The 25,229-nt window shown below is 61.3% G+C and carries 23 protein-coding genes; 6 read left to right on the top strand and 17 right to left on the bottom strand.

Annotation, left to right across the window (positions count from 1 at the left end):
* Positions 1 to 317 precede the first annotated feature (317 nt).
* The 3 genes from clpB to rluD all read right to left on the bottom strand — a co-directional run bounded on the left by clpB (position 318) and on the right by rluD (position 4,697).
* On the bottom strand, positions 318 to 2,882 hold the full coding sequence (clpB, locus tag HX866_RS17750) for an ATP-dependent chaperone ClpB (RefSeq protein ID WP_177096058.1): 2,565 nt from the start codon (positions 2,880 to 2,882) through the stop codon (positions 318 to 320).
* Between the two features lie 130 nt (positions 2,883 to 3,012).
* Positions 3,013 to 3,738 carry a peptidoglycan editing factor PgeF gene (gene pgeF, locus HX866_RS17745; RefSeq protein ID WP_177140167.1) on the bottom strand — a complete coding sequence of 242 codons (726 nt, stop codon included), beginning with the start codon at positions 3,736 to 3,738 and terminating at the stop codon, positions 3,013 to 3,015.
* On the bottom strand, positions 3,735 to 4,697 hold the full coding sequence (gene rluD, locus HX866_RS17740; RefSeq protein WP_177096054.1) for a 23S rRNA pseudouridine(1911/1915/1917) synthase RluD: 963 nt from the start codon (positions 4,695 to 4,697) through the stop codon (positions 3,735 to 3,737). The genes pgeF and rluD overlap by 4 nt, the downstream gene beginning before the upstream one ends.
* Positions 4,698 to 4,847: 150 nt before the next feature.
* On the opposite strand from rluD, the gene HX866_RS17735 reads away from it, so the two are divergent.
* The 4 genes from HX866_RS17735 to HX866_RS17720 all read left to right on the top strand — a co-directional run bounded on the left by HX866_RS17735 (position 4,848) and on the right by HX866_RS17720 (position 9,173).
* Positions 4,848 to 5,870, top strand: a complete 1,023-nt coding sequence (locus HX866_RS17735; protein ID WP_177125122.1) for an outer membrane protein assembly factor BamD — start codon at positions 4,848 to 4,850, stop codon at positions 5,868 to 5,870.
* A 144-nt stretch (positions 5,871 to 6,014) separates the two neighbouring features.
* Positions 6,015 to 6,248 carry a PP0621 family protein gene (locus HX866_RS17730; protein WP_177096051.1) on the top strand — a complete coding sequence of 78 codons (234 nt, stop codon included), beginning with the start codon at positions 6,015 to 6,017 and terminating at the stop codon, positions 6,246 to 6,248.
* Positions 6,238 to 7,827 (top strand): sensor histidine kinase, encoded by a 1,590-nt coding sequence (locus HX866_RS17725; protein WP_177140166.1) that lies wholly within the window; start codon positions 6,238 to 6,240, stop codon positions 7,825 to 7,827. Before HX866_RS17730 ends, HX866_RS17725 begins: the two co-directional genes overlap by 11 nt.
* Before the next feature lie 2 nt (positions 7,828 to 7,829).
* Positions 7,830 to 9,173, top strand: coding sequence for a sigma-54-dependent transcriptional regulator (locus tag HX866_RS17720; protein ID WP_177096048.1), 1,344 nt, complete (start codon positions 7,830 to 7,832; stop codon positions 9,171 to 9,173).
* 16 nt (positions 9,174 to 9,189) lie between these two features.
* Here the strand turns inward: HX866_RS17720 and thiO are convergent, their stop codons facing one another.
* From thiO to HX866_RS17685, 7 genes are read right to left on the bottom strand one after another with little or no spacing between them, the layout of a single operon-like run.
* Positions 9,190 to 10,290, bottom strand: a complete 1,101-nt coding sequence (thiO, locus tag HX866_RS17715; protein ID WP_177140165.1) for a glycine oxidase ThiO — start codon at positions 10,288 to 10,290, stop codon at positions 9,190 to 9,192.
* Positions 10,291 to 10,343: 53 nt separating this feature from the next.
* Positions 10,344 to 10,742, bottom strand: a complete 399-nt coding sequence (locus HX866_RS17710; protein ID WP_177140164.1) for a type IV pilin protein — start codon at positions 10,740 to 10,742, stop codon at positions 10,344 to 10,346.
* An 8-nt stretch (positions 10,743 to 10,750) separates the two neighbouring features.
* Entirely contained in the window at positions 10,751 to 13,852 is a 3,102-nt protein-coding gene (locus HX866_RS17705; protein WP_371319264.1) for a pilus assembly protein, read from the bottom strand.
* Complete coding sequence (locus HX866_RS17700; RefSeq protein ID WP_177096042.1) at positions 13,839 to 14,345, bottom strand: pilus assembly PilX family protein; 507 nt, start codon at positions 14,343 to 14,345, stop codon at positions 13,839 to 13,841. The genes HX866_RS17705 and HX866_RS17700 overlap by 14 nt, the downstream gene beginning before the upstream one ends.
* 11 nt (positions 14,346 to 14,356) lie before the next feature.
* On the bottom strand, positions 14,357 to 15,049 hold the full coding sequence (locus tag HX866_RS17695; protein ID WP_177096040.1) for a PilW family protein: 693 nt from the start codon (positions 15,047 to 15,049) through the stop codon (positions 14,357 to 14,359).
* Positions 15,046 to 15,555 carry a type IV pilus modification protein PilV gene (gene pilV, locus HX866_RS17690; RefSeq protein WP_371319263.1) on the bottom strand — a complete coding sequence of 170 codons (510 nt, stop codon included), beginning with the start codon at positions 15,553 to 15,555 and terminating at the stop codon, positions 15,046 to 15,048. Before pilV ends, HX866_RS17695 begins: the two co-directional genes overlap by 4 nt.
* Complete coding sequence (locus HX866_RS17685) at positions 15,552 to 16,037, bottom strand: GspH/FimT family pseudopilin (protein ID WP_177096038.1); 486 nt, start codon at positions 16,035 to 16,037, stop codon at positions 15,552 to 15,554. Before HX866_RS17685 ends, pilV begins: the two co-directional genes overlap by 4 nt.
* A 139-nt stretch (positions 16,038 to 16,176) precedes the next feature.
* Between HX866_RS17685 and HX866_RS17680 the strand changes: the two genes are divergently transcribed.
* Complete coding sequence (locus tag HX866_RS17680) at positions 16,177 to 16,722, top strand: GspH/FimT family pseudopilin (RefSeq protein WP_177096037.1); 546 nt, start codon at positions 16,177 to 16,179, stop codon at positions 16,720 to 16,722.
* On the opposite strand, the gene ispH is transcribed toward HX866_RS17680, so the two are convergent.
* The 6 genes from ispH to murJ all read right to left on the bottom strand — a co-directional run bounded on the left by ispH (position 16,699) and on the right by murJ (position 24,081).
* A complete protein-coding gene (gene ispH, locus HX866_RS17675; RefSeq protein ID WP_177096035.1) occupies positions 16,699 to 17,646 on the bottom strand; it encodes a 4-hydroxy-3-methylbut-2-enyl diphosphate reductase in 948 nt (315 codons plus the stop codon). The two genes, HX866_RS17680 and ispH, sit on opposite strands and share 24 nt — an antisense overlap.
* Before the next feature lie 34 nt (positions 17,647 to 17,680).
* On the bottom strand, positions 17,681 to 18,118 hold the full coding sequence (fkpB, locus tag HX866_RS17670) for an FKBP-type peptidyl-prolyl cis-trans isomerase (protein WP_177096932.1): 438 nt from the start codon (positions 18,116 to 18,118) through the stop codon (positions 17,681 to 17,683).
* Positions 18,119 to 18,125: 7 nt separating this feature from the next.
* Positions 18,126 to 18,641, bottom strand: coding sequence for a signal peptidase II (gene lspA, locus HX866_RS17665; RefSeq protein WP_177096033.1), 516 nt, complete (start codon positions 18,639 to 18,641; stop codon positions 18,126 to 18,128).
* Complete coding sequence (gene ileS, locus HX866_RS17660; RefSeq protein ID WP_177096031.1) at positions 18,634 to 21,465, bottom strand: isoleucine--tRNA ligase; 2,832 nt, start codon at positions 21,463 to 21,465, stop codon at positions 18,634 to 18,636. Before ileS ends, lspA begins: the two co-directional genes overlap by 8 nt.
* Complete coding sequence (ribF, locus tag HX866_RS17655; RefSeq protein ID WP_177096029.1) at positions 21,462 to 22,412, bottom strand: bifunctional riboflavin kinase/FAD synthetase; 951 nt, start codon at positions 22,410 to 22,412, stop codon at positions 21,462 to 21,464. Before ribF ends, ileS begins: the two co-directional genes overlap by 4 nt.
* 130 nt (positions 22,413 to 22,542) lie before the next feature.
* Positions 22,543 to 24,081 (bottom strand): murein biosynthesis integral membrane protein MurJ, encoded by a 1,539-nt coding sequence (murJ, locus tag HX866_RS17650; protein ID WP_177096027.1) that lies wholly within the window; start codon positions 24,079 to 24,081, stop codon positions 22,543 to 22,545.
* A gap of 253 nt (positions 24,082 to 24,334) precedes the next feature.
* Here murJ and rpsT point away from each other — a divergent pair, with 253 nt between their 5' ends.
* Positions 24,335 to 24,613 carry a 30S ribosomal protein S20 gene (gene rpsT / locus HX866_RS17645; RefSeq protein WP_016967023.1) on the top strand — a complete coding sequence of 93 codons (279 nt, stop codon included), beginning with the start codon at positions 24,335 to 24,337 and terminating at the stop codon, positions 24,611 to 24,613.
* Positions 24,614 to 24,758: 145 nt separating this feature from the next.
* Here the strand turns inward: rpsT and HX866_RS17640 are convergent, their stop codons facing one another.
* A complete protein-coding gene (locus HX866_RS17640; RefSeq protein WP_177096025.1) occupies positions 24,759 to 25,220 on the bottom strand; it encodes a CreA family protein in 462 nt (153 codons plus the stop codon).
* Positions 25,221 to 25,229: the final 9 nt, after the last annotated feature.

Genomic DNA, 25,229 nt, shown 5'->3' with positions numbered 1-25,229 from the left:
ACATATTTCAAGTTACAACCTTTACCGCAGACTTCCATCGCTGAAAGCTTCCTCATCCAGGCTTTTGCATCGCTGCATTCGCTTGTCTGAGGCGCGCTATTCTACAACTCTGAAAACCTCTGTCAACCCCCTAAATTGCTTTCAAGACAATGATTTGCAATCTTTTTCCGGGTTTCCCTTGTGGGAGAAATCCGAGGGGTGACGTACTGCGGGGCGCACTTTACAAGCCTTTGCCCCCGAGTTCAACGCCCTATTGAAAAAAACTCTCTGAAATCGCAATCCTCCTACAAGGGGATCGTGCAGATCCCCGAGGGGACTCAGGCAAATACGATCTCGTCGTTGGCAACCGAGGCGGTCACGCTCGTGCCCGGCAGGAACTGCCCCGACAGGATCAACTGCGCCAACGGGTTCTCGATCCAGCGCTGGATCGCGCGTTTAAGCGGCCGCGCACCATAGACCGGGTCGTAACCCACCGCGATCAACTTGTCCAAGGCCTCGCCACTCAGTTCCAGCTTCAGCTCGCGCTCCGCCAGGCGACTGCGCAGGCGACCCAACTGGATCTCGGTGATCCCGGCGATCTGATCCCGGGCCAAGGGCTCGAAAATCACCACCTCGTCGATCCGGTTGATGAACTCCGGGCGGAAATGCGTGCTCACCGCATCCATCACCGCCGCCCGTTGCGCTTCACGGTCCCCTACCAGCTCCTGGATCTGCGCCGAGCCCAGGTTGGAGGTCATGACGATCACAGTGTTGCGGAAGTCCACGGTACGACCGTGGCTGTCCGTCAGGCGGCCATCTTCCAGCACTTGCAGCAGAATGTTGAACACATCCGGGTGAGCCTTCTCGACCTCGTCCAGGAGGATCACCGAGTAAGGCTTGCGCCGCACGGCCTCGGTCAGGTAGCCGCCCTCTTCATAGCCAACATAGCCCGGTGGCGCCCCAATCAGACGGGCTACGGAGTGTTTCTCCATGAACTCCGACATATCGATACGCACCATGGCCTCCTCGGTATCGAAGAGGAACTCGGCCAGCGCCTTGCACAGCTCGGTCTTGCCGACACCGGTCGGGCCGAGGAACATGAAGGAACCGCTCGGACGATTCGGGTCGGACAAGCCGGCCCGGGAACGCCGCACCGCGTTGGACACGGCCACCACTGCCTCGTCCTGGCCAATCACGCGCTGATGCAGCAGACCTTCCATCTTCAACAGCTTGTCGCGCTCGCCTTCAAGCATCTTGGACACCGGAATACCGGTCCACTTCGACACGACTTCGGCGATTTCCTCTTCGGTCACCTTGCTGCGCAGCAGCTGGTTCTCGCTCTTACCGTGCTGGTCGACCATCTGCAGGCTGCGTTCCAGATCCGGAATCACGCCATATTGCAGCTCGGCCATGCGGTTGAGGTCGCCTTTGCGACGGGCCGCCTCCAGTTCCTGGCGCGACTGTTCGATTTTCTGCTGGATCTGCGCCGAGCCCTGCACTTCGGCTTTTTCCGAGGTCCAGATCTCTTCCAGGTCGGCGTACTCGCGCTCCAGGCGGACAATTTCTTCCTGGAGTTTTTCCAGGCGTTTTTTCGCCGCCTCGTCGTCTTCTTTCTTCAAGGCCTGAGATTCAACCTTGAGCTGGATCAGACGGCGCTCCAGACGATCCAGCACTTCCGGCTTGGAGTCGATCTCCATGCGGATACGGCTGGCGGCCTCGTCGATCAGGTCGATGGCCTTGTCCGGCAACTGACGGTCGGTGATATAGCGATGGCTGAGCTTGGCCGCGGCGATAATCGCACCGTCGGTGATCGCCACCTTGTGGTGCACTTCATAACGCTCTTTCAGGCCGCGAAGGATGGCAATGGTGTCCTCCTCGCTCGGCTCATCCACCAGCACCTTCTGGAAGCGCCGCTCGAGGGCCGCGTCCTTCTCTATATATTGGCGATACTCGTTGAGCGTGGTCGCCCCGACGCAGTGCAGCTCGCCACGGGCCAAGGCCGGCTTGAGCATATTGCCCGCATCCATCGAACCTTCGCCCTTGCCGGCGCCGACCATGGTGTGCAGTTCGTCGATAAACAGAATGATCTGCCCTTCCTGCTTCGACAGCTCATTGAGCAGCGACTTCAGACGCTCTTCGAACTCACCACGGTACTTGGCACCGGCAATCAGTGCGCCCATGTCCAGGGACAGCAGGCGCTTGCCGCGCAGGCCATCCGGCACTTCGCCGTTGATGATGCGCTGGGCCAGGCCTTCGGCAATGGCAGTCTTGCCCACGCCAGGCTCGCCGATCAATACCGGGTTGTTCTTGGTCCGCCGTTGCAGCACCTGGATCGTCCGGCGGATCTCGTCGTCGCGGCCGATCACCGGGTCAAGCTTGCCCTCTTCGGCGCGCTTGGTCAGGTCGACGGTGTACTTGTCCAGAGCCTGGCGTGCGCCCTCGGCGTTGGGGTCATTGACCGCCTCGCCGCCGCGCAGGTTGTTGATGGCATTTTCCAGAGCCTTCTTGCTCACACCCTGACCGAGCAGCAACTTGCCCAGCTTGCTGTTCTCGTCCATGGCGGCGAGCAGCACCAGCTCGCTGGAAATGAATTGGTCGCCCTTCTGCTGGGCCAGGCGATCGGCCTGGTTGAGCAGGCGCGCCAGATCCTGGGACATGTTCACGTCGCCGGTGGGATTCTGGATTTTCGGCAAGTGATCAAGCTCTTTGCTCAACTCCTTGCGCAGGCTGTTGATGTCGAAACCGACTTGCAGCAGCAGGGGCTTGATCGAGCCGCCCTGCTGCTCCAACAGCGCCTGCATCAAATGCGCAGGCTCAATGGCCGGATGATCGAGGCCGACCGCCAGGGATTGGGCGTCTGACAACGCCAACTGCAACTTGCTGGTTAAACGATCTATACGCATGAGTCACCTTCCTTTGGAGCAGGCCGGAGCAAAGGACGCACCTGAATAAAGAAACCTGCCAGATGCCCAAGTAGATGCGGCCTATTCTGGGAGATTCAAGCGTCATCAGCTTGACGAAGATCAGAAGAGTCTAGTCTTGCAGCCAGATCAAGGAGGCAAAGCGACCGGTACGCGGACTGCGCCGGTAGGAGAAAAAGCGCGGATCAGTGACCGTACACAGCCCGCCACCATGGACGGCGGTGATTCCGCAGGCGGCCAGACGCAGGCGCGCCAGGGCATAAATGTCGGCCATGAAGCGTCCGGCATTGACGCTGGGGACGAAGGCTTCGATTGTTTCAGGATGCGTAGAGAGAAAGGCTTCGCGCACTTCCGCCCCCACTTCGAAGGCCCCGGGACCGATGGCCGGACCCAGCCAGACGAGGACTTCCGAGGCCGGCACGTCAAGCCGGTCGACGGTAGCTTCCAGCACACCCGCGGCCAGTCCACGCCAACCGGCATGGGCTGCGGCCACGCGGGTACCGGCACGGTCACAAAACAATGCTGGCAGGCAATCGGCGGTCATGGCGGTGCAGGCAACGCCTGGCGTACGGGTCCAACTGCCATCGGCTTCGGCGGTCAGCGTCGGATCGGCCTCAACCACCCCGACACCGTGCACCTGACGCAACCAGGCCGGGCGAATCGCGAAGGTATCAGTGAGGCGACGGCGATTCTCCGTGACGGCGAGCAGATCGTCGTCGACATGATCGCCCAGATTGAGACTGTCGAACGGCGCCAGACTGACGCCGCCCGCCCGCGTGGTCACGCAGGTCCTGACCCGTGCCGGCGCAGGCCAGTCGGGAATCAGGAAGTCACTCACCCGATGAACGCCTCGCGGTCCTGCTTGAGCAGCGTCAACAACCAGACGAAATCGTCCGGCAGTGGCGATTCCCAGCTCATGCGCTTACCGCTCGTCGGATGATCCAACTCGAGGAAACGCGCGTGCAGGGCCTGGCGTGGGAAGTTTTTCAGCGAATCAACCATGGTCACGCTGGCCGCAGGGGGAATACGGAAGCGACCACCGTAGGCCGGATCGCCGACCAACGGAAAGTTGATGTGGGCCATGTGCACGCGAATCTGGTGCGTGCGACCGGTTTCCAGCTTCACCCGCACATGGGTGTGGGAACGGAAGCGCTCCAGCACGCGATAGTGACTCACCGCCTGCTTGCCGCCTTCCATCACCGCCATGCGCTGGCGCTGCTGGCCGTGACGACCGATGGGGGCGTTGATCTTGCCACCGGCGGTGACCACGCCGATCACGATGCATTCGTAGATCCGGCTGACGCTGCGGCTCTGCAACTGCGTCACCAGCTGTGTCTGGGCCTGGATGGTCTTGGCGACCACCATCAGACCGGTGGTGTCCTTGTCCAGGCGGTGCACGATACCCGCGCGCGGCACATTGATAATGTCCGGCACGTGGTGCAGCAAGGCGTTGAGCAAGGTGCCATCGGCGTGACCGGCAGCCGGATGCACCACCAGGCCCGCAGGTTTGTTGATCACCAGGATGTCGTCGTCTTCATAGACGATGTCCAGCTCGATGTCCTGGGCGATCCATTCTCCCTGGGCTTCCTGCTCGGCAGTCAGCTCGAGCACGGCACCGCCATGTACGATATCGCGTGGTCGGATCACGGCTCCGTCCACCGTCAGGCGGCCGTCCTTGATCCAGGCGGAAAGGCGCGAGCGTGAGTGCTCAGCGAAGAGTTGGGCGGCGACTTGATCGAGGCGTTGGCCGCCCAGTTCGGACGGCACCTCTGCGCGAAGTTCAATTTTATCGGACATGCTCGGACTAGGCGTCGGCACAGCCTTTGGTTTCGGCTGCGCGCTTGTGGTTAAATACGGCGTCTTTTGCCCCGAGGCTATCAACGGGGCACTCATCATAACAGGACGGCCCCGCCCAAGACAGCGGCCGTCATAGGGACGCAAGCCGCCATGCAAGTGAGACACCTGCTGCTGATCGCCATCCTCGCACTGACTGCTGCTTGCTCGTCGAAGGAAGTCGTCGACGAAAACTTGAGCGAAGTCGAGCTGTACCAGCAGTCGCAGGCCGACCTGGACAACCACAGCTATTCAAGCGCCACCGCCAAGCTCAAGGCTCTGGAGTCGCGTTATCCGTTCGGTCGCTACGCCGACCAGGCCCAGCTTGAACTGATCTACGCCAACTACAAGAATGGCGAACCGGAAGCTGCCAAGTCGGCCGCCGAGCGTTTCATTCGCCTGCACCCGCAGCATCCGAACGTGGACTACGCCTACTACCTCAAGGGCCTGACCTCGTTCGACCAGGACGTCGGCCTGCTCTCGCGCTTCCTGCCGCTGGACATGACCAAGCGTGACCCGGGCGCTGCCCGCGACTCCTACAACGAGTTCGCCCAGCTCACCAGCCGCTACCCGAACAGCCGCTACGCACCGGACGCCAAGCAGCGCATGATCTACCTGCGCAACCTGCTGGCGGCCTACGAGATCCACGTGGCCGACTACTACCTGACCCGTCAGGCCTATGTTGCCGCCGCCAACCGTGGTCGTTACGTAGTGGAAAACTTCCAGGAAACCCCTGCGGTCGGCGACGGCCTGGCGGTGATGGTCGAGTCGTACCAGCGTCTGCACCTCGACGAACTGGCGGCCTCGAGCCTTGAAGTGCTGAAAGCCAACTACCCGAACCACCCAACGCTGGTGGACGGCAAGTTCGTGCCACGGGTGGCCGAAGCCGACAACCGTTCGTGGCTGAGCAAGTACACCCTGGGCCTGATCGAATCCCGTCCACCGCTGCCGCCGGGAGAAACCCGCGCCAACCAGGACGTGGTCAAGCAGTTCCAGGACGCCAAGGATGCGATTCCGGCGGACCTGAAGCCGCTTGAAGGCGATGCGGTCCAGGAAGAACAGCACCAGGCCGAGGGCAGCAAAGGCAGCAACGACCGCTCCTGGTTCAGCTACATGACCTTCGGCGTGTTCGACTGAGTCCTGCGTCCCCTGCGGTCTGATTCAGAAAAGAGCCTTTCGGGGCTCTTTTTTTTGCCTTCGCGGCGCCCCCCACCGAATGCGCTGTGCGCCCGGCATGTCCTTGGCTAAACTGCCGGATCATTTGCCAATAAGCGGGTTGCCATGGTTCGCCTACTGTTCTGGATTGCACTGATTGCAGCCGCCGTGTGGTTCTGGCGTAAATTCAATCGGCCCACCGCCCCCACCCGCCCGGCAGACACCCTGGAAGCCGCACCCATGGTCCGCTGTGCCCATTGCGGCGTGCACCTGCCCCGCGACCGCGCCCTGAGCGTGCAACAGGACTGGTATTGCAGCCAGGCCCACCTCGAGCAAGGCCCGGGCCCTCGTGAGCGCTGAGACCTTCAGTCTCGGCGGTGCCCAGGCCCAACGCCTGCTACGGCTTTATCATCTCTACCGTCTGAGTATCGGCATCGCCCTGGTGTTGCTGATCTCCAGCAAGATGGACGACAAGTTGCTGGCGCTGGCCGACGGCGAACTGTTTCGCACCGGCAGCTGGATCTACCTGATCCTGAATATCCTGGTGGTGGCCCTGCTGGAAAACCCCAAGCGCCAGGCACAGGTCTTCGCCCTGGCGCTGGCGGATGCGGTGATGCTGTCCGGGCTGTTCTATGCCGCCGGCGGCGCACCGAGCGGCATCGGCAACCTGCTGATCGCCTCCGTGGCCATCAGCAACGTGCTGCTGCGCGGCCGCATCGGCCTGCTGATCGCCGCCGTCTCGGCCATCGGCATCATCTACCTGACGTTCTACCTGAGTTTCAGCCGCCCGGACGCTGCCGGCTATTACGTGCAGGCCGGCTTGCTGGGCATCTTGTGCTTCGCTGCCGCGGTACTGGTACAGGGCCTGACCCGGCTGCTCGCGGTGAGCGAAACCCTCGCCGAGCAACGGGCCAGCGATGTCACCAACCTGGAAGAACTCAACGCCCTGATCCTGCAACGCATGCGCACCGGCATCCTGGTGCTCGACGAGCAACACCGGGTACAGCTCGCCAATCAAGGGGCGCTGACGCTGATGGGGGAACATGAACTGAATGGCCAGGTGATCGACGCTTATTCCCTGGAACTGGTCGAGCGGCTGCACGTGTGGCAAAGCAACCCGACGCTGCGCCCCCGCAGCCTGAAAATTCTCGGCGCCGGTCCGATTCTGCAACCCAGCTTCATTGCACTGAAACGCGGCGAGCAAACCCAGACACTGGTTTTCCTGGAAGACCTGTCGCAGATCGCCCAGCAGGCCCAGCAACTGAAGCTGGCCGCCCTCGGGCGCCTGACCGCCGGTATTGCCCATGAAATCCGCAACCCGCTGGGGGCCATCAGCCACGCGGCCCAATTGCTGCAAGAGTCGGAGCTGATGCCGGAGGCTGATCAACGTCTCACCCAGATCATCCAGGACCAATCCAAACGCATGAACCTGGTGATCGAGAACGTGCTCCAGTTGTCCCGACGACGCCAGGCACAAGCACAATTGCTCGACCTCAATGAGTGGCTGCAGGCCTTTGCCAACGAATGGCGCGAGCGTGACCGGCCCAGACAGTGCCTGCACCTGCAGATCGACGACACGTCCCTGCAGACCCGCGCCGATCCGCTGCAACTGGCCCAGGTGCTGAACAACCTGCTGGAAAACGGTCTGCGCTACAGCGCCCAGTTGCACGAGTTGGCGCAGGTCTGGCTGACCTTGTCAGTGGACCCGAACAACGGGCTGCCGACCCTGGAAGTCCTGGATAACGGCCCCGGCGTCGACGCCGAACAACGCCAACATCTGTTCGAACCCTTCTTCACCACCGAGAACCAAGGCACCGGCCTTGGCCTCTACCTGTCCCGCGAGCTATGCGAAAGCAACCAGGCCCGCCTAGACTACTCGGTACGCCAAGGCGGCAGTTGCTTTCGCATCACCTTCGCTCACGCACGCAAACAGAGTTGAACATGGGCCCACGGCAAAGAATCCTGATCGTCGATGATGAACCGGATATCCGCGAACTCCTGGAAATAACCCTGGGACGGATGAAGCTCGACACCAGCAGCGCCCGCAACGTCGCACAAGCCCGGGAAAAGCTGGCCGAGGAAAGTTTCGACCTGTGCCTGACCGACATGCGCCTGCCGGACGGTACCGGCCTTGAGCTGGTGCAGCATATCCAGCAACGTTATCCCCAGGTGCCGGTGGCGATGATCACCGCCTATGGCAGCCTCGATACGGCAATCAACGCCCTGAAATCCGGGGCTTTCGACTTCCTGACCAAACCGGTGGACCTGGCGCGCCTGCGCGAGCTGGTCGCCAGCGCCCTGCGCTTGCCGACCAGCGGTGGTAAACCGCCGTCCATCGACAGCCGCCTGCTGGGTGACTCACTGCCCATGCGCGCCCTGCGCAAGCAGATCGACAAACTCGCCCGCAGCCAGGCACCGGTGTATATCAGCGGCGAATCGGGCAGCGGCAAGGAACTGGTGGCGCGCCTGATCCATGAACAGGGACCGCGCGCCGAGCGGCCGTTCGTCCCGGTGAACTGCGGGGCGATTCCGGCCGAACTGATGGAGAGCGAATTTTTCGGCCATCGCAAAGGCAGTTTTACCGGCGCGGTGGAGGACAAACCCGGTCTGTTCCAGGCGGCCAATGGCGGCACGCTGTTTCTCGATGAAGTCGCCGACTTGCCGCTGGCGATGCAGGTCAAGCTGCTGCGGGCCATCCAGGAAAAAGCCGTGCGCAGCGTTGGCGGGCAGCAGGAAGAAATCGTCGATGTGCGGATTCTCTGCGCCACCCACAAGGACCTGAACGCCGAGGTCAGCGCAGAGCGTTTTCGCCAAGACCTCTACTATCGCTTGAATGTCATTGAATTACGGGTGCCATCCTTGCGCGAACGCCGCGACGATATCGAACCCTTGGCCACCAATGTCCTCAAGCGACTGGCCTCGGGCAGCGGCATGCCGGCGGCCCGTCTGCATCCGCTGGCGCTGGATACGCTCAAGGGCTACCGCTTTCCCGGTAACGTCCGGGAACTGGAGAATATGCTCGAACGGGCCTACACCCTGTGTGAAAACGAGCAGATCGAAGCCGGCGACCTGCGCCTGGCCGAAGGCGGCGGGAGCTGCGCGCAAGTCGGCGAACCGAGCCTGGCGCAGATCGACAATCTGGAGGACTACCTGGAAAGCGTCGAACGCAAACTGATTCTCCAGGCGCTGGAGGAAACCCGCTGGAACCGCACAGCAGCGGCCCAGCGCTTGAACCTGTCGTTTCGTTCGATGCGTTATCGGCTCAAGAAGCTCGGGCTGGACTGAGACCTAGCCGCTCACCTCAGATCCGGCCCTCAGGCGCATAAGGTGCTGGATCGATGATCGGCTCACGTCCCAGCAACAGATCGGTAAACAGATGGCAGGAAGCCGGCGCCAGCACCAGCCCGTTGCGATAATGCCCGCAGTTCAGCCATAGCCCTTCGAACCCCGGCACCCGACCGATATACGGAATACCCTCGGGTGAGCCCGGCCGCAATCCCGCCCAGTGCCCGACCACCTCGGCCTGCGCCAACGCCGGAATCAATTCGACCGCCGAGGCCTTGAGGCTTTCCAGCGCCGACAGTGTCGGTGTCTTGTCGAAGCCTTCGTGCTCCAGGGTACTGCCCACCAGGATATACCCGTCACGCCGGGGAATCGCATAACGACCTTTCGCCAGGACCATGCTCGAAAGAAAATCCGCCGCGCACTTGTAGAGGATCATCTGGCCCTTGACCGGCTCCACTGGCAGCGTCAGCCCCAGGCCGCCCAATAGCTCCCCACTCCAGGCGCCCGCCGACAGCACCACCTGGTCGGCATGCAGTTCGCCCGTGGCTGTACGCACACCGACCACCCGTTCGCCTTCACGGAGAAACCCGGCTACTTCGCACTGCTCGTGGATCGTCACATTGGGCAGGGCCTGCAACGCAGCCTTGAGGGACTTCACCAGACGCGGATTACGCACATTGGCGACATCGGCCATGTAGATGGCCCGGGAATAACCGCTGCCCATGACCGGCACCGCGTCGTGAACCGCCGAGATATCCACTGCGCTCAAGGGCCGCTGCTCACGCTCGGCCCAGGCCAGGGCCTCGGCTTCGTCATCCAGATCGAGCCAGTAAAGGCCGGTGGTGTGAACCTCGGGATCGACACCCGTGGCGGCGAACAGGCGCTCACCCAGTTGCGGATAGAAATCCTGGGACCAATGGGCCAGCGCCGTGACCGCCGGGCTGTAGCGCCAGGGGTAGAGTGGAGAAACGATCCCGCCACCGGCCCAGGAAGACTCCTGGCCCAATCCGGAACGGTCGATCAATGTCACTCGCCCGACTTCGGCAGCCAGATTGAAAGCAGTCAGCAGGCCAATCACGCCGCCGCCGATGATTACCACGTGTTGTTGCCCGGCCATCTCATCATCCAACCAGAAAAGGAAACAGGCGCCAAACTGCGCCTATGAAAGCCTCAACGTCCCCAGCAGTCCTTGGCCGTCGCACCCACAGAGCCAGGATTGGCCCGCGCGCCGGTATTGTCGAGCGTGTAATTGCCGCACATGTCGCCCGCCATCATCGTCCCGGCGATCGGTGTTGCCGTCAAAATGAAGGTCGTGGCAGCGGGTGCTATCGTAATGTTGTAGTAGTTATTGCCCGCACTCAAACCAGTCGTACCGACGTAGGTCGCGTTCCTGGTGTAGAACCGCTCCAGGGTTTGCGCCTGTTCGGAAATAAGCTCGGCGATTTCATACCGATGGGTCCTTTGCAGATATGCCATGTAGCTGGGATAAGCCACGGCAGCCAGGATGCCGACAATGGCCACGACGATCATCAACTCGATCAGGGTGAAACCGCTACTGGTTCTACGCATTGAGTCACTCACTGTAATTGACGCCACATGATACGACGGTTGGTCACACCGCCGAACTCTACAGGTGCGCCCTGCAGGCCCAGCAATGCTTGTGAACCATCGGAATAGCTCATTTGCCCGGACAGGTTCGGCACCCCGCCCACAAAGTTCATGCCGCTGACGATCTGGTCGCTGGCATTGACCTTGCGGTCGCCATTGGTGTCCAGCACCGGATAGGTCAGCATCGCCCCGGTGACGGCATCGACATCCATGAGGCGCCCCGACCCCGAACTTGAGCAGGGATCAGTGGTATCGACAATCGCCGTGGTGAAAAGCAGTCGGCCAAAAGTCAGCACCCCCGGATAGATCACCCGCTCCCCGGTCAGCACACTGTTGATCACCAGGGAGAAGTAGAACCCTTTCTTGCTGGTGTAGTCGACCGTGTTCTGGCTGGAGGTGAAGAGCACACTGCCAGCGGCGGGCGCATTGATGGTCTGCGCCACCAGGCTGCCTTCCGTGATACTGGCGGTGGTGCCATCGTTGTCGAGCACGGCGTAGAACGCCTGGCGCGCGGTGCTGGTCTTGTCTGCCGTTTCGCTGAGTTTGCCGGTGCCGAAGTAGATCAGCTTGCCCTGCCCTGGCAGATTACCGATCACCGGTTGTGCCGTAATCGGTTGCGCCGTGCCACCCGAGGCGGTGAACAGCGGCGCCCCCGAGAAGGCGACTTTCCAACTGGCCGGGGACAAAGCAGTCAGGTCGAACTTCCACATCTGCCCCTTGAGATCACCACCGTAGGCATACAGCACCTGGCTTTGCGCATTGACGCGCAGCTTCACTGAACTCAAGCCATTGTTGCCCGTGGTATCGACGGGAATCTCGGTGATCACCGAACCATCTTTCATATCCAGGACCAGCAGCGAAGCGACACCGTTGAAGCTGCCGTAGCCGTTGCCAATAAACGCCGCCCAACGACCGTCCTGTAAACGCGCCACTTCCGGCTTGGCGTAGGCATATCCCAGGTTGTTGTATTTGTTGCCGGCGGTGGAAACATCGGGGGCCTTGATATCCCACAAGGCATTGATGCTGTTGCCAGCCGTCGCGTCGTACAGCTGAATCGCGAAGAACGCCTTGCCGCCCGCCCCCACGCCCCCCACGGCAATGGTCTTCCAGGTCGTGCCAGGCTTGGCGTCCACCACGGAAATCTGGCCGTCGGCGAGGAATTTGTGGGTCGTGCCATTGATGTAGGCCGGGTCGGCCACGTAGTGCAGGTTGGTCATCACACTGGAGGGCATATAGGCATAAAGACGATTGCCCGAGGTCGGATTGATGACGTTGAAGAAGCCGTCGTTGGCGTTCACCACCAGGCGTGGACTCATCCCTGTCGAGGAAGACTTGCCGTCCAGGTAAGCGGTATAGCTGGTATCCCCGGTGAGGTCGGACGCCGTATGGTCGGTGGGTGATGCATAGACCAGACGCGAATTGATGATATCGCCAAGGAGTACGGTGCGAACCTTGAGGCCGGTCTTGTTGACACCCACGCTCCATTGCACCAGATCGGTGCCGCTGATCCCCGAGGGTAGGCTGGCGCTGAGGGCCGTCTGCTGGGTGGTGGAGAAGTTGGCGTATGCCAGGGTAATCCCCAGGTTTGTGCTGGTATTCCAGGACTGGAAGGTCGCCGTATTGGTGCTCCCGGGAATGATGGTGGTGTCGGTCGTCCAGTTGGCATTGGCGTTGAGCGACCCATCAGTACCGAATCCAAAGGACTTGATGGTCCCACGCCAGTCGGTCGGGTCGTACTGGGAGGTGTAGTAAACCGAGCTGGTGGTGAAGTTCGACGCACTCGTGGCACCACCGCCACCGGATCCGGCCTTGGACGTGATGTCGTTCAGGGCTGACGACAACGCGGCGTTGAGGCCGGCACTGTCAGTGGCCTGATAGTAGATGCCGTGACCATAGGTCGCGGTATCGGCGAGCATCTGATTGGCGGCGGTGAAACCCACGGAGTAGGTGAACATGTTCTGTTTGGGGAAGTCCGTCGCATCCCAGCTCTTGCCAGCGGCATCGTTGCCACTGGAGCGCATGTCGATGTCATAGGCGAACTTGGCAATGTCATCCAGGAACAGCGAGTCGCCCTCGTTGTCCCCGCCCAACGGGTTGTTGCCGTCGTTGTTGACACCGTCCCAGTTTGGAAGATTCGACCCACCCAGCGGATCATTGCTGGGAAAGGTCCGGTCGTAGGTCGGGAAGCCGTCGGTGATAACCACGCCGTAGTTTTTCTGGCAACGGTACTGGATCGGGCTGGTGTAGGTGGTCGGCGTCGAGTTGTAGTAGGGCGTCATGCCGCGAAAATAACGGGTGATCTCGTAGTAGGTCTCGGCCAGTGGCGTGTTGGCGATGGCCGCCAGGCCGCTGATGGATGTCAGTAGCGCGTTGTAGTTGGTATCCGCCTGGGCCTGGGTGGTGGAGCTGGTCACCGACAGGTCGCTGATGGCCCGGGCAATATAACCGCCGGGGCCGGAATCGCGGCTGTTGGGCGGGTTGAAGGTCGCCAGGCCAATACGCAGGTTACGGTTGCTGGTCACCAGTGCCGAGGACACGTTACGCGCCACGTTGACCCGGTAGTCATTGGGGATCGAACCGTCGGTGTAGTCCTTGGTCGTGCCCGTCATCTGGGTGATCAGGTAGGCCAGGTATTTGTTGGCAATACGCGTATTGCCGCTGCCCACCGGGTCGGGCAACTTGAGACAGTAGACCGTGTTGCTGGTGCCGATCTTGAAGCCGTCGTAGTTCGATGCACAGGGCCCCGGGTAAAAGCTGCTGATGAACTGGTTGTCACTGGTCATGTCCAGCGTGGTGACCGTATTGCAGTTGGAGTACGAGTAGCAGTTGTAGACCTGAGGTCGGGTGGTGACCGTAGGATCGTAACCTGTCGGCCAGATCAGATTGTTCATGCTGCCGGAGTCGTCCACCAGCAACATCACGTTCGGCGGCACGGAACCGGCGCTCAACAACGGCGAGTCGGAGGGGGTGAAGGCGTAGGCCGGAGCACTGAGGTACAGCCCCAGAAGCCCGCCGGCCAGCCAGGGCATCAGCTTCGAGCGCAGTCGATCCAGGCGCTTACTTCTTGACATAGATGCTCTCCAGCACGGTTTTCGAGGTGCCTTGCACACCTACGCCGGTAATTCGGTACAGGGTCCAGCCCAGACTATCTTCCATGCCCGCCAGGTTCATGTTCACCGGGTCCTTGGTGGTACCCAGCTTCTGGATGCCATATAAACCGCCGGTGCTTGTAACCCAGGTCACCCCGGAAGTGGCGTTCGCTCCCGCAACCAAGGGTGTATTCGGGTCCACCGCCTCGGCCGGCGGCGCGCATTTCGTCGTGTTCGGACACACCGCCAGGCTATAGGCTTGCGCTTGCACAATGGTTTCCCCGGCTCGCAGGGCCGTTTCGGCGAACTGGAAGGATTCGTTGCGCAACTTGGTACTGCCGGCCATTTTCTCCTGCAGATTGGCGTTCTGCATCGACGAGATACCGATCAGGGTCAGCAGCAGCAGGAACACCAGACTGACCAGCAGGGCCATGCCGCGTTGCGCGCGTGCACCCGAAGCAGAGTAGTGATTCATGGACATCCCCCTTATCTCAACCGATTGCGTACGGCCGCCACGACACTGAAGGTCTGGTTGCGTACTTTGCTGGTGGGGTCCTGCAAGGTCAGGGTCAGACGCACGCTGCGGATCAATGCCGGGTTGCTTGGGGTGGCGGAGTAACTGGAGGCCACAGTGTCGAGCGGTGTCTTCGCCATGCCAAAAAGCACGCTGAACGCGTTCACGTTGTTGATCAGGGCCTGCGCGCCGAGATAGATCTGGTTGGTCTTGAAGGTGTAGGCCACTTGCCGGAGCGGAATGGCGATTTGCCCTGCCGCCGGCGCAACCACCCCGTCGTTTGCAGTGGAAAGCACCAGGCAGTCGGACAGCACCGTCCAGTTCTGGCCAATGCCGTTCGCCCCGACATCCGCGGTGACCAGGGTCAGGATATTGTTGGTACTGTCCCAGGTGATCGGGTTCGCCATCGCCGTGGTATAGGTATTGGAAGCAGTCGAGTCCGCCACGGTACCCACGCACCCGATCATACCCACCATACGGATTTCCTGGAGCATCTTGCTCAGCACAAAACGTGCATCCTCCTGCATGCTCGCAGAGGCGGTCTGGCTGCTGTAGGTGGACTTGGCCGCGAAAAAAATCTGGATGACACCCGCAGTCACCACCAATCCCAAGGTCAGGGCAATCATGAGTTCGATCAGGCCGAAGCCTCGGGAATGACGTTTCATGTTCCGGTCCATACAGTGGCGATCTGGCTGACCAGGGTAAAGGTGACTCTTGCGATACCCGCGTTGGAGCTCCCTGCCGCGATATTGGCCGCATTGGCCGCCCGCGAGTCGTCCCAGATGACGCTGATGGTGACCACACCGCCGGTGATCGAAACCGATCCGTCGGGTGACGTCCCCCCCAAGTTCCTCACGTTGCTGGCAAAGTCGGACAAGTCCTGGTCCCGCACGCCGGATATCGTGGTCGGCGCCGCAGCCACATTGGCCAGTTGATAATCCCCACCAGGATTCGAACACGGGCTGGACGACGCGTTCGAGCATGGGTTGGCACGAATGCGATCGAGCAGGTCATAGGCGATGAAGCTGGCCTGGGTACTTATCGTCGAGCTGTCGGTGTACCTCAGGGCATTGAGTTGCAGCGCGGCCGCCCCTAGCAGACCGATAGCCATGACCAACATGGCGACCAGGACCTCGATCAGGCTCACTCCAACCTGATGATGACGCTTCATGGGCAGCTCCCGTTGAGCGCGATCCGCCCCGTGAGACAGACACTGAGGGTATTGGTGTAGGAACCCTCGACAAAGGACAGGCTCACCGCTGTCGCCGGGGAAACCAGGGCCCCGAGGTTGTTGAACTCGATGAAGGTGACCGTGCTGGCCGCCATCGTCGTGGTGCTCGACATGGCCGGAATCACCCGCAATACCTTCGTCCGCAAATTGGTCCCGGTGGTTGCACCCGTCGTGGTGCTCTGCCCGGTCGTCCAATTACTCCCAGCGCCACTCGTGGGTCCGATACGCACGTTCACCCCGCGATTGATGGCTTCCAGACGGGTGTAGTTCAAGGCACGCTGCAGGTCACTCGCCTCGGAATCGACCCGAGACTTCTGGATGGTGCTGTTAAAGGACGGCGCAGCAATTGCCGTCAGGATCGCCAGCACGGCAATCGCGACCAACAACTCGACCAAGGTAAATCCTTTGGCACCTTGAAACATATGCGCACTCCCCCGCCCACTGCCCTGGACTATAACTAGCCTTACCAGCCGAACCACCCGGCGACAGGATATACGGTTGTTTTGGATGGACCAGTGCGCACAGACACTGCAATGAAAATAAACAAGGAGGTTTCTCGACATGCCCCAGCGTGGCCTAAGCCTGATTCAACTCTTGATCGGCCTGAGCCTGATCGCCCTGCTCGCGCACCTGGCCCTGCCTTCCTTCCGGGAAACCATCGATGCCCATCGCCGACAGGTATCGGCCGATGCCTTGGTGACCAGCCTGCGTACCGCCAGGACCGAAGCGATCCTGCGCCAGCGCGATGTGGTGATCCACGCATTGGAAGAGGATTGGAGTCGAGGCTGGCGGATCATCATCGACCGCAGCGGACAAGGTCACCTGGACCCGAACAATCCGGTGCTGGTTGAACGACGTAGCGATGGGATGACACCGATCAAGGGTAACCGGTGGCTCGAGCAGTTTGTCCGCTTCACCGCTCTCGGCTCAATCAATCCGCAGAACGGCGCCTCGATGGGCGGGACAGTGCATATCTGTGCCACGGACCGTGCCGTCAGCCATCATCAAATCGTGCTGGCGGCGACCGGTCGGATCAGACATGAAAAGAGAGCAGTGCCGGAGGCACTCTGCGCCTCCGCCGGCTTACAGCAAGGAGCGAACGCGTAGTTCCTTGGGCATGGAGAAGGTCACGTTCTCCTCACGCCCAGCCAGTTCATCGGCACCGGTCGCGCCCCAGGCCTGGAGCTGCTGGATCACGCCGCGCACCAGCACTTCCGGTGCCGAAGCGCCGGCGGTGATGCCGATCCGCTCGACACCGTCGAACCAGCTGCGCTGCAGGTCTTCGGCACCGTCGATCAGATAGGCCGGCGTCGCCATGCGCTCGGCCAGCTCGCGCAGGCGATTGGAGTTGGAGCTGTTCGGGCTGCCCACCACCAACACCACATCGCATTCGTCTGCCAGTTGCTTGACCGCGTCCTGGCGGTTCTGCGTGGCGTAGCAAATATCGTCCTTACGCGGCCCACCAATCGACGGAAAGCGCGTGCGCAGGGCATCGATGACGCGGCTGGTGTCGTCCATGGACAAGGTGGTCTGGGTCACGAACGCCAGCTTCTCCGGGTTGCGCACCTGCAGGGCGGCGACGTCTTTCTCGTCTTCCACCAGGTAGATCGAACCCCCATTGCTGTCGTCATACTGACCCATGGTGCCCTCGACTTCCGGGTGTCCGGCGTGGCCGATCAGGATGCATTCACGACCGTCGCGGCTATAGCGCGCCACTTCGATATGCACCTTGGTCACCAGCGGACAGGTCGCGTCGAACACCTTCAGGCCACGCCCCGAGGCTTCCGTGCGCACGGCCTGGGAAACACCGTGGGCACTGAAGATCACGATCACGTCATCCGGAACCTGCTCCAACTCTTCGACGAAGATGGCACCGCGGGCGCGCAGGTCTTCGACGACAAATTTGTTGTGAACCACTTCATGGCGCACGTAGATCGGCGGGCCGAAGACTTCCAGGGCCCGATTGACGATTTCGATCGCCCGGTCCACGCCGGCGCAGAAGCCACGGGGGTTGGCGAGTTTGATATGCATGCTGTGCCTCGTGTCTTGCGCGCAAGGGGAAAGATTAAAGCGCCTTGACCTCGATGATCTCGACATCGAAAGTCAGGGTCTTGCCCGCTAGCGGGTGGTTGAAGTCAACGGTCACCTGGGCGTCGTCGAATACCTTCACCACACCGGGCAGCTCGGTATTGGCCGCATCATTGAAGATCACCAGCAAACCTTCCGACAGCTCCATGTCCTGGAACTGCGAACGCGGGATGACCTGTACATTCTGCGGGTTCGGCTGGCCAAAGGCATTTTCCGGGGCCACGGTCAGGTTGCGCTTGTCACCGGCCTTGAAGCCGAACAGCGCCGCCTCGAAGCCCGGCAGCAGGTTGCCGTCGCCGACCTTGAAGGTCGCCGGCGCCTTGTCGAAGGTGCTGTCGACGGTGTCACCGTTTTCCAGGCGCAAGGCGAAGTGCAAGGTAACCTGGGTGTTCTGACCGATGCGTTGCTCAGCCACTGCGTGTTCAGTCATGAACGGGTTCTCCGGACTTTTTACTCTTGAACATGTCCAGCGCCAGCATCACCGCACCGACGCTGATGGCGCTGTCGGCAAAGTTGAACGCCGGGAAGTACCAGCGGTTCTGCCAGTGCACCAGGACAAAATCGATCACATGCCCCAGGGCCATGCGGTCATACAGGTTACCCAGGGCACCGCCGAGAACCAGGGCAAGCGCAATCGCCAGCCAGGTTTCGTTGCGCCCCAGACGCTTGAGCCAGACCACCAGCACGGCACTGACCACCAGCGCGATCAGCGCAAACAGCCAGCGCTGCCAGCCGGAGCTTTCGGCCAGGAAGCTGAACGCCGCACCGGTGTTGTAGGCCAGGGTCCAACTGAAGTAATCGGGGATGATCACGATCTGCTGGTACAGGGACAGCGAGCTTGCGAAGTGGAGCTTGCTGACCTGGTCGATGACCAGGACCAGCACGCTCAACCACAACCAGCCCAGGCGGCCGAAACGGCCGACGCTGGCATTAGGCATAGTGGCGTACCTCGCCTTTGCCGCTGATATTGTCCACGCAACGACCGCAGATCTCCGGATGCTCCGGGTTGACCCCGACATCCTCGCGGTGATGCCAGCAACGGCCACACTTGGCGTGGGCGGATTTGACCACCTTGAGCTTCAGCCCGGCGACTTCGGTGACCACCGCATCCGCCGGGGCCAGCGCCAATGGCGCAACGGTCGCGGTGGAGGTGATCAGGACAAAACGCAGTTCGTTGCTCAGCTTGCCCAGGTCGGCTACCAGCGCCTCTTCGGCAAACAGGGTCACTTCGGCCTGGAGGTTGCCGCCGATGGCCTTGGCCGCCCGCAGGTTCTCCATTTCCTTGTTGACCGCGACCTTGACCGCCATGATCCGCTCCCAGTAGGCGCGGTCCAGTTCGATACCTTCCGGTAGCTCGCTGAGGCCTTCATACCAGGTATTGAGCATGACCGATTCGTTACGCTCGCCCGGCAGGTACTGCCACAGCTCGTCGGCGGTGAAGGCCAGGATCGGCGCGATCCAGCGCACCAGCGCTTCGCTGATGTGGAACAGCGCGGTCTGGCAGGAGCGCCGGGCCTTGCTGTTGGCGCCGGTGGTGTACTGGCGATCCTTGATGATGTCGAGGTAGAACCCGCCCAGCTCCTGAACACAGAAGTTGTGCACCTTGGAGTAGACGTTCCAGAAACGGTATTCGCCGTAATGCAGCTCCAGCTCACGTTGCAGCAGCAGCGCGCGGTCCACGGCCCAGCGGTCCAGGGCGAGCATCTCGTCGGCCGGCAACAGGTCGGTGGCCGGGTTGAAGCCGCTCAGGTTGGAGAGCAGGAAACGCGCGGTGTTGCGGATACGCCGGTAGGCGTCGGCGCTGCGTTGCAGGATCTGGTCGGACACCGCGATCTCGCCCGAGTAATCGGTCGAGGCGACCCACAGGCGCATGATATCGGCGCCCAGGGTGTCGTTGACTTTCTGCGGCGCGATCACGTTGCCCAGGGACTTGGACATCTTGCGACCAGCCTCGTCGACGGTGAAACCGTGGGTCAGCAGCTCGCGATACGGCGCGTGGTTGTCGATGGCGCAACCGGTCAGCAGGGACGAGTGGAACCAGCCGCGATGCTGGTCCGAGCCTTCCAGGTACAGGTCGGCCCGAGGACCGCTGTCGTGACCCATCGGGTGCGAACCGCGCAGCACGTGCCAGTGGGTAGTGCCGGAGTCGAACCAGACGTCGAGGGTGTCGCTGATCTTGTCGTACAGCGGCGCTTCGTCGCCCAGCAGCTCCGCGGCGTCGAGTTTGAACCAGGCCTCGATCCCTTCGCTCTCGACACGCAGGGCCACTTGCTCCATCAATTCGACAGTACGCGGGTGCAGCTCGCCGCTTTCCTTGTTGAGGAAGAACGGGATCGGCACGCCCCAGTTGCGCTGGCGGGAAATGCACCAGTCCGGGCGGTTGGCAATCATCGAGTGCAGGCGCGCCTGGCCCCAGGCCGGGATGAACTGGGTCTGCTCGATGGCCTGCAACGCCCGCTCACGCAGGGTGTCACCGGCCACCGGGGCCTTGTCCATGCCGATAAACCACTGCGCGGTGGCGCGGTAGATCAGCGGGGTCTTGTGGCGCCAGCAGTGCATGTAGCTGTGGCTGATGGTTTCGGTGTGCAGCAGGTGGCCGACTTCGCTCAGCTTGTCGACGATGGCCGGGTTGGCCTTGAAGATAAACTGGCCGCCGAAGAACTCCAGGGCATCGGCATAGACGCCGTTGCTCTGCACCGGGTTGAGGATCTCATCATTGACCATGCCGTATTGCTTGCAGATCTTGAAGTCGTCCTCGCCGTAGGCCGGGGAGCAGTGAACGATACCGGTACCGGCACTCAACTCGACGTAGTCGGCCAGATACACTGGCGACAGACGGTCATAGAACGGGTGACGGAAGTTGATCAGTTCCAGGGCTTCGCCCTTGGCGATGGCCAGCACCGAGCCTTCCAGCTTGTAGCGTGCGAGGCACGACTCGACCAGCTCTTCGGCCAACACCAGCAGCCGGTCGCCGACATCCACCAGGGCGTAGTTGAATTCCGGGTGAACGTTCAACGCCTGGTTGGCCGGGATGGTCCACGGGGTGGTGGTCCAGATCACGATCGCCGCCGGCTTGGCCAACGACGACAGGCCGAAAGCGGCGGCCAGCTTGTCCTGGTCGGCAATCGGGAAGGCCACGTCGATGGTCGAGGACTTCTTGTCCTGGTATTCGACTTCGGCTTCAGCCAGGGCCGAACCGCAATCGAAGCACCAGTTCACCGGCTTCAGGCCCTTGAACACGAAACCGCCCTTGACGATTTCGGCGAGGGCGCGGATTTCACCGGCCTCGTTCTTGAAGTTCATGGTCTTGTAGGGGTTGGCGAAGTCACCCAGCACGCCCAGGCGGATGAACTCGGACTTCTGCCCTTCGATCTGCTCGGTGGCGTAGGCACGGCACAGCTCGCGGGTCTTGTCCGCGCCCAGGTTCTTGCCGTAGGTCACTTCGACCTTGTGTTCGATCGGCAGGCCATGACAGTCCCAACCCGGCACATAAGGGGCATCGAAGCCGGCCAGGGTCTTGGAACGGATGATCATGTCCTTGAGAATCTTGTTCAACGCATGACCGATGTGAATCGTGCCGTTGGCATACGGAGGACCGTCGTGAAGCACGAACTTCGGACGATCCTTGCCAATCTCGCGCAACTTCCCGTACAGGCCAATGCTGTCCCAGCGCTGCAGAATCTGCGGTTCGCGCTGTGGCAGGCCGGCCTTCATTGGGAAGGCGGTGTCCGGGAGGTTAAGCGTGGCTTTGTAGTCGGTCATTTCAGGCTCTTTTTAAGCGGTGAACCCTGCCAGTGGGCACGGGCGGCGGCGACGTCCGCATTGATCGCCGTCTTGAGCGCCTCCAGAGAGGCGAATCGCTGCTCATCGCGCAGCTTGTGGTGGAAAACCACGGTCAAACGCCGGTCATACAGATCACCGGTAAAATCCAGCAGATGCACTTCCAGGTGAGCGCTGCCATCACCTGAAACCGTGGGTCGCACGCCGATATTGGCGACGCCCGGCCACGGCTGGCCGTCGAGTTCGACGCTGACCAGGTAAACCCCGGTCAACGGCACGCGACGGCGCTTGAGCTGCACGTTGGCGGTCGGCGTGCCCAGTTGGCGCGCCAGCTTCTGGCCATGCAGCACCCGTCCGGCAATGCGGAACGGGCGGCCAAGCAAACGCTCGGCCAGGGGAAAGTCTGCCGCAGCCAGGGCATTACGCACCTGGGTGCTGCTGACCCGCAGGCCATCGAGCTCGACGGTCTGCGCCGCCTCGACGGTGAAACCGCGGGCACTGCCGGCCTGTTGCAGGAACTCGAAATCACCGACGCGATCACAGCCGAAGCGGAAATCGTCACCGACCTCCAGATGCTGCACGCCAAGACCGTCCACCAGGATGGTATCGACGAACTCGGCGGCGCTGAGTTTGCTCAGACGCTGGTTGAAGGCCAGGCACAGGACCCGGTCGACGCCCTCGGCCGCCAGCAGTTTCAGCTTGTCGCGCAGACGCGCCAGACGCGCCGGCGCGGTGTCAGGGGCAAAGAACTCGCGGGGCTGCGGCTCGAAAATCACCACGCAGCTGGGTACACCCAACTCCAGCGCACGCTCACGCAGTCGGGCCAGGATAGCCTGGTGACCACGGTGAACACCGTCAAAGTTGCCAATGGTGGCGACGCAGCCCCGATGCCGGGGGCGCAGGTTGTGAAGGCCTCGAACCAGCTGCATAACGCGCTTCTTGCTCATAAAGTGGTCGATTATAACCACACCCGGCGGCCGACGACAGGCAACAGCGCTACCCAAATCGATCGAACCGACAAAACTCTCATCCACGACACCCCCGCAGGGGCGCCTGGCACTACGTCAACAGCTTGCGATTGAAATGCCGCAGGCGCAGACCCATCGCCGCCAGCATGCCGAAATACGCCACTACACCGGCTACCACCAGGGCGCCCAGGCGCAGGAAACGCTCGAACATATGCCCCTGGTCCCAAGCCGGCATGACCTGCATCAACCCCAGCAATACCGCCGACATCACCGCCACCGCCAACACCAGTTTCGCCAGGTAGACGCCCCAGCCCGGTTGCGGCACGAACAACTGCTGCTTGCGCAATTGCCAGAACAGCAGCCCGGCGTTGATGCAGGCCCCGGCACTGATCGCCAGTGCCAGCCCGGCATGGGCCAAGGGGCCGATAAAGACCAGGTTGAGCAGTTGCGTGACCGTCAGGGTGAAAATGGCGATCTTCACCGGCGTGCGAATGTTCTGCTGCGCGTAAAAACCGGGCGCCAGCACCTTGATCATGATGATGCCCAGCAACCCCAGCGAGTAGGCGACCAGCGCACGCTGGGTCATGGAAGCGTCGAAGGCACTGAACTGGCCGTACTGGAACAGCGCCACCGTCAGCGGCTCGGAGAGGATCGCCAGCGCCAGGGAGCACGGCAGCACCAGCACGAAGCACAGGCGCAGGCCCCAGTCGAGAATCCGCGAATACTCCTGGCGATCCTTGCTGGCATAGGTCTTGGACAGGATCGGCAACAAAATCGTACCCAGGGCCACGCCCAGCACACCGGACGGCAATTCCATCAACCGGTCGGCGTAGTACATCCAGGACACCGAGCCCGCCACCAGAAAAGAGGCGAAGATGGTGTTGATGATCAGGGAAATCTGGCTCACCGAAACCCCGAGAATCGCCGGTAGCATCTGCTTCATCACCCGCCAGACTCCGGCATCACGCAGATTCAGGCGCGGCAGCACCAGCATGCCGATCTTTTTCAGGCTCGGCAGTTGGTAGAGCAACTGGGCCAGGCCACCGGCGAGCACCGCCCACCCCAGGGCCATGACCGGCGGATCGAAGTACGGCGTGAGGAACAGGGCAAAAATGATCATGCTCACGTTCAGCAGCGTCGGCACGAAGGCCGGCACCGAAAAACGGTTCCAGGTATTGAGGATCGCCCCCGCCAGGGAAGACAGCGAGATCAGCAATATATAAGGAAACGTCACCCGCAACAGGTCGGAGGTCAGCTTGAATTTCTCCGGCGTGTCGGTGAATCCGGGCGCCGTGGCCCAGATCACCCAGGGCGCGGCGACCATGCCCAGCACCGTCACCAGGGCCAGCACCAGGGTCAGCAGGCCGCTGACATAAGCGATAAACGTGCGGGTCGCCTCCTCGCCCTGCTGGCTCTTGTATTCCGCCAGGATCGGTACGAAAGCCTGGGAAAACGCCCCCTCGGCAAAGATCCGACGCAACAGGTTCGGCAGTTTGAAAGCGATAAAGAAGGCATCCGTGGCCATTCCGGCCCCGAAAATACGCGCGATAATCGTATCGCGAACGAAGCCCAGAACCCGGGAAATCATCGTGATAGAGCTGACGGCAGCCAACGATTTGAGCAGATTCATTAAAAGAGTGTGCGCCTTTGGAGAAAGAGCAGGCGAACAAAGCGCCCAGTTGTGCGATACTCCGCGCCGCAACAGCACAGAGCCAAAGCTCGCGAGTTTACAGGTCAGGCGCCGGAAATAAATATCCCGTCTCTTCACGATCGACCACTCAGCGGAGCGCATCAACCGCCCTTGACAAGTCCCCAACTCATCGGCATGATTCGCGGCCTATTTTGTTTGCTATTCCCTAAAAAGTCTTTCGAGGAGCTCGACGGTGGCCAACACACCTTCCGCCAAAAAACGTGCAAAACAGGCTGAGAAGCGTCGCAGCCACAACGCCAGCCTGCGTTCCATGGTTCGTACCTACATCAAGAATGTAGTTAAAGCCATCGACGCAAAAGACGCTGCCAAAGCTCAAGCCGCTTATGTTCTGGCTGTTCCTGTTATCGACCGTATGGCCGATAAAGGCATCATCCACAAGAACAAGGCCGCTCGTCACAAGGGTCGTCTGAACGGCCACATCAAGGCTCTGAACCTTGCTGCTGCAGCCTAAGCGACACGCGTGTTAAAAAACCGACCCTAGGGTCGGTTTTTTATTGCCTGCAATTCCGCAACATTCGTCGCCTGACAGGCTGCCATCGCGAGCAAGCTCGCTCCTACAGAGAATCACACCACCCCGCAGGAGCCACCTCAACCCCTTACTGATGCGGCCAAGGCAGAATCGGAATCGCCGTCACCGCATTCTGCGGACTGCCTTCGATCAAGCGATCGCTGTAGACCAGATACACCAGGGTATTGCGCTTCTTGTCGAGGAAACGCACCACCTGCATGGTCTTGAATACCAGCGAGGTGCGCTCCTTGAACACCTCCTCACCATCCTTCAACTCACCACTGAAGCGAATCGGCCCGACCTGACGGCAAGCCAGCGATGCCTCGGCACGATCCTCAGCCAACCCCAGACCACCTTTCAGGCCGCCAGTCTTGGCCCGGGACAGGTAACAGGTCACACCCTCGACCTTGGGGTCGTCAAACGCCTCGACCACGATACGATCATTCGGCCCGACAAACTTGAAGACCGTCGACACCTGACCAATCTCTTCCGCCGATGCCAACAACGGCATCGCCAGCAGCAACCCCAACAATCCCTTTGCGATACCCATACCCATATT

The sequence above is a fragment of the Pseudomonas gingeri genome (genome assembly GCF_013386165.1).
Classification (GTDB): domain Bacteria; phylum Pseudomonadota; class Gammaproteobacteria; order Pseudomonadales; family Pseudomonadaceae; genus Aquipseudomonas; species Aquipseudomonas gingeri_C.
The sequence above is the reverse complement of the archived record's forward strand: the minus strand, read 5'-3'. Positions and strand labels throughout refer to the sequence as shown.

Coding starts and splice junctions, on each gene's coding strand:
- clpB (WP_177096058.1), bottom strand. CDS start 2,882: ATGCGTATAGATCGTTTAACCAGCAAGTTGCAGTTGGCGTTGTCAGAC.
- HX866_RS17680 (WP_177096037.1), top strand. CDS start 16,177: ATGCCCCAGCGTGGCCTAAGCCTGATTCAACTCTTGATCGGCCTGAGC.
- HX866_RS17730 (WP_177096051.1), top strand. CDS start 6,015: ATGGTTCGCCTACTGTTCTGGATTGCACTGATTGCAGCCGCCGTGTGG.
- HX866_RS17695 (WP_177096040.1), bottom strand. CDS start 15,049: ATGAAACGTCATTCCCGAGGCTTCGGCCTGATCGAACTCATGATTGCC.
- HX866_RS17735 (WP_177125122.1), top strand. CDS start 4,848: ATGCAAGTGAGACACCTGCTGCTGATCGCCATCCTCGCACTGACTGCT.
- HX866_RS17705 (WP_371319264.1), bottom strand. CDS start 13,852: ATGTCAAGAAGTAAGCGCCTGGATCGACTGCGCTCGAAGCTGATGCCC.
- ispH (WP_177096035.1), bottom strand. CDS start 17,646: ATGCATATCAAACTCGCCAACCCCCGTGGCTTCTGCGCCGGCGTGGAC.
- HX866_RS17710 (WP_177140164.1), bottom strand. CDS start 10,742: ATGCGTAGAACCAGTAGCGGTTTCACCCTGATCGAGTTGATGATCGTC.
- lspA (WP_177096033.1), bottom strand. CDS start 18,641: ATGCCTAATGCCAGCGTCGGCCGTTTCGGCCGCCTGGGCTGGTTGTGG.
- HX866_RS17640 (WP_177096025.1), bottom strand. CDS start 25,220: ATGGGTATCGCAAAGGGATTGTTGGGGTTGCTGCTGGCGATGCCGTTG.
- HX866_RS17720 (WP_177096048.1), top strand. CDS start 7,830: ATGGGCCCACGGCAAAGAATCCTGATCGTCGATGATGAACCGGATATC.
- HX866_RS17700 (WP_177096042.1), bottom strand. CDS start 14,345: ATGAATCACTACTCTGCTTCGGGTGCACGCGCGCAACGCGGCATGGCC.
- ileS (WP_177096031.1), bottom strand. CDS start 21,465: ATGACCGACTACAAAGCCACGCTTAACCTCCCGGACACCGCCTTCCCA.
- ribF (WP_177096029.1), bottom strand. CDS start 22,412: ATGCAGCTGGTTCGAGGCCTTCACAACCTGCGCCCCCGGCATCGGGGC.
- murJ (WP_177096027.1), bottom strand. CDS start 24,081: ATGAATCTGCTCAAATCGTTGGCTGCCGTCAGCTCTATCACGATGATT.
- thiO (WP_177140165.1), bottom strand. CDS start 10,290: ATGGCCGGGCAACAACACGTGGTAATCATCGGCGGCGGCGTGATTGGC.
- HX866_RS17685 (WP_177096038.1), bottom strand. CDS start 16,037: ATGTTTCAAGGTGCCAAAGGATTTACCTTGGTCGAGTTGTTGGTCGCG.
- rluD (WP_177096054.1), bottom strand. CDS start 4,697: ATGTCCGATAAAATTGAACTTCGCGCAGAGGTGCCGTCCGAACTGGGC.
- pilV (WP_371319263.1), bottom strand. CDS start 15,555: ATGAAGCGTCATCATCAGGTTGGAGTGAGCCTGATCGAGGTCCTGGTC.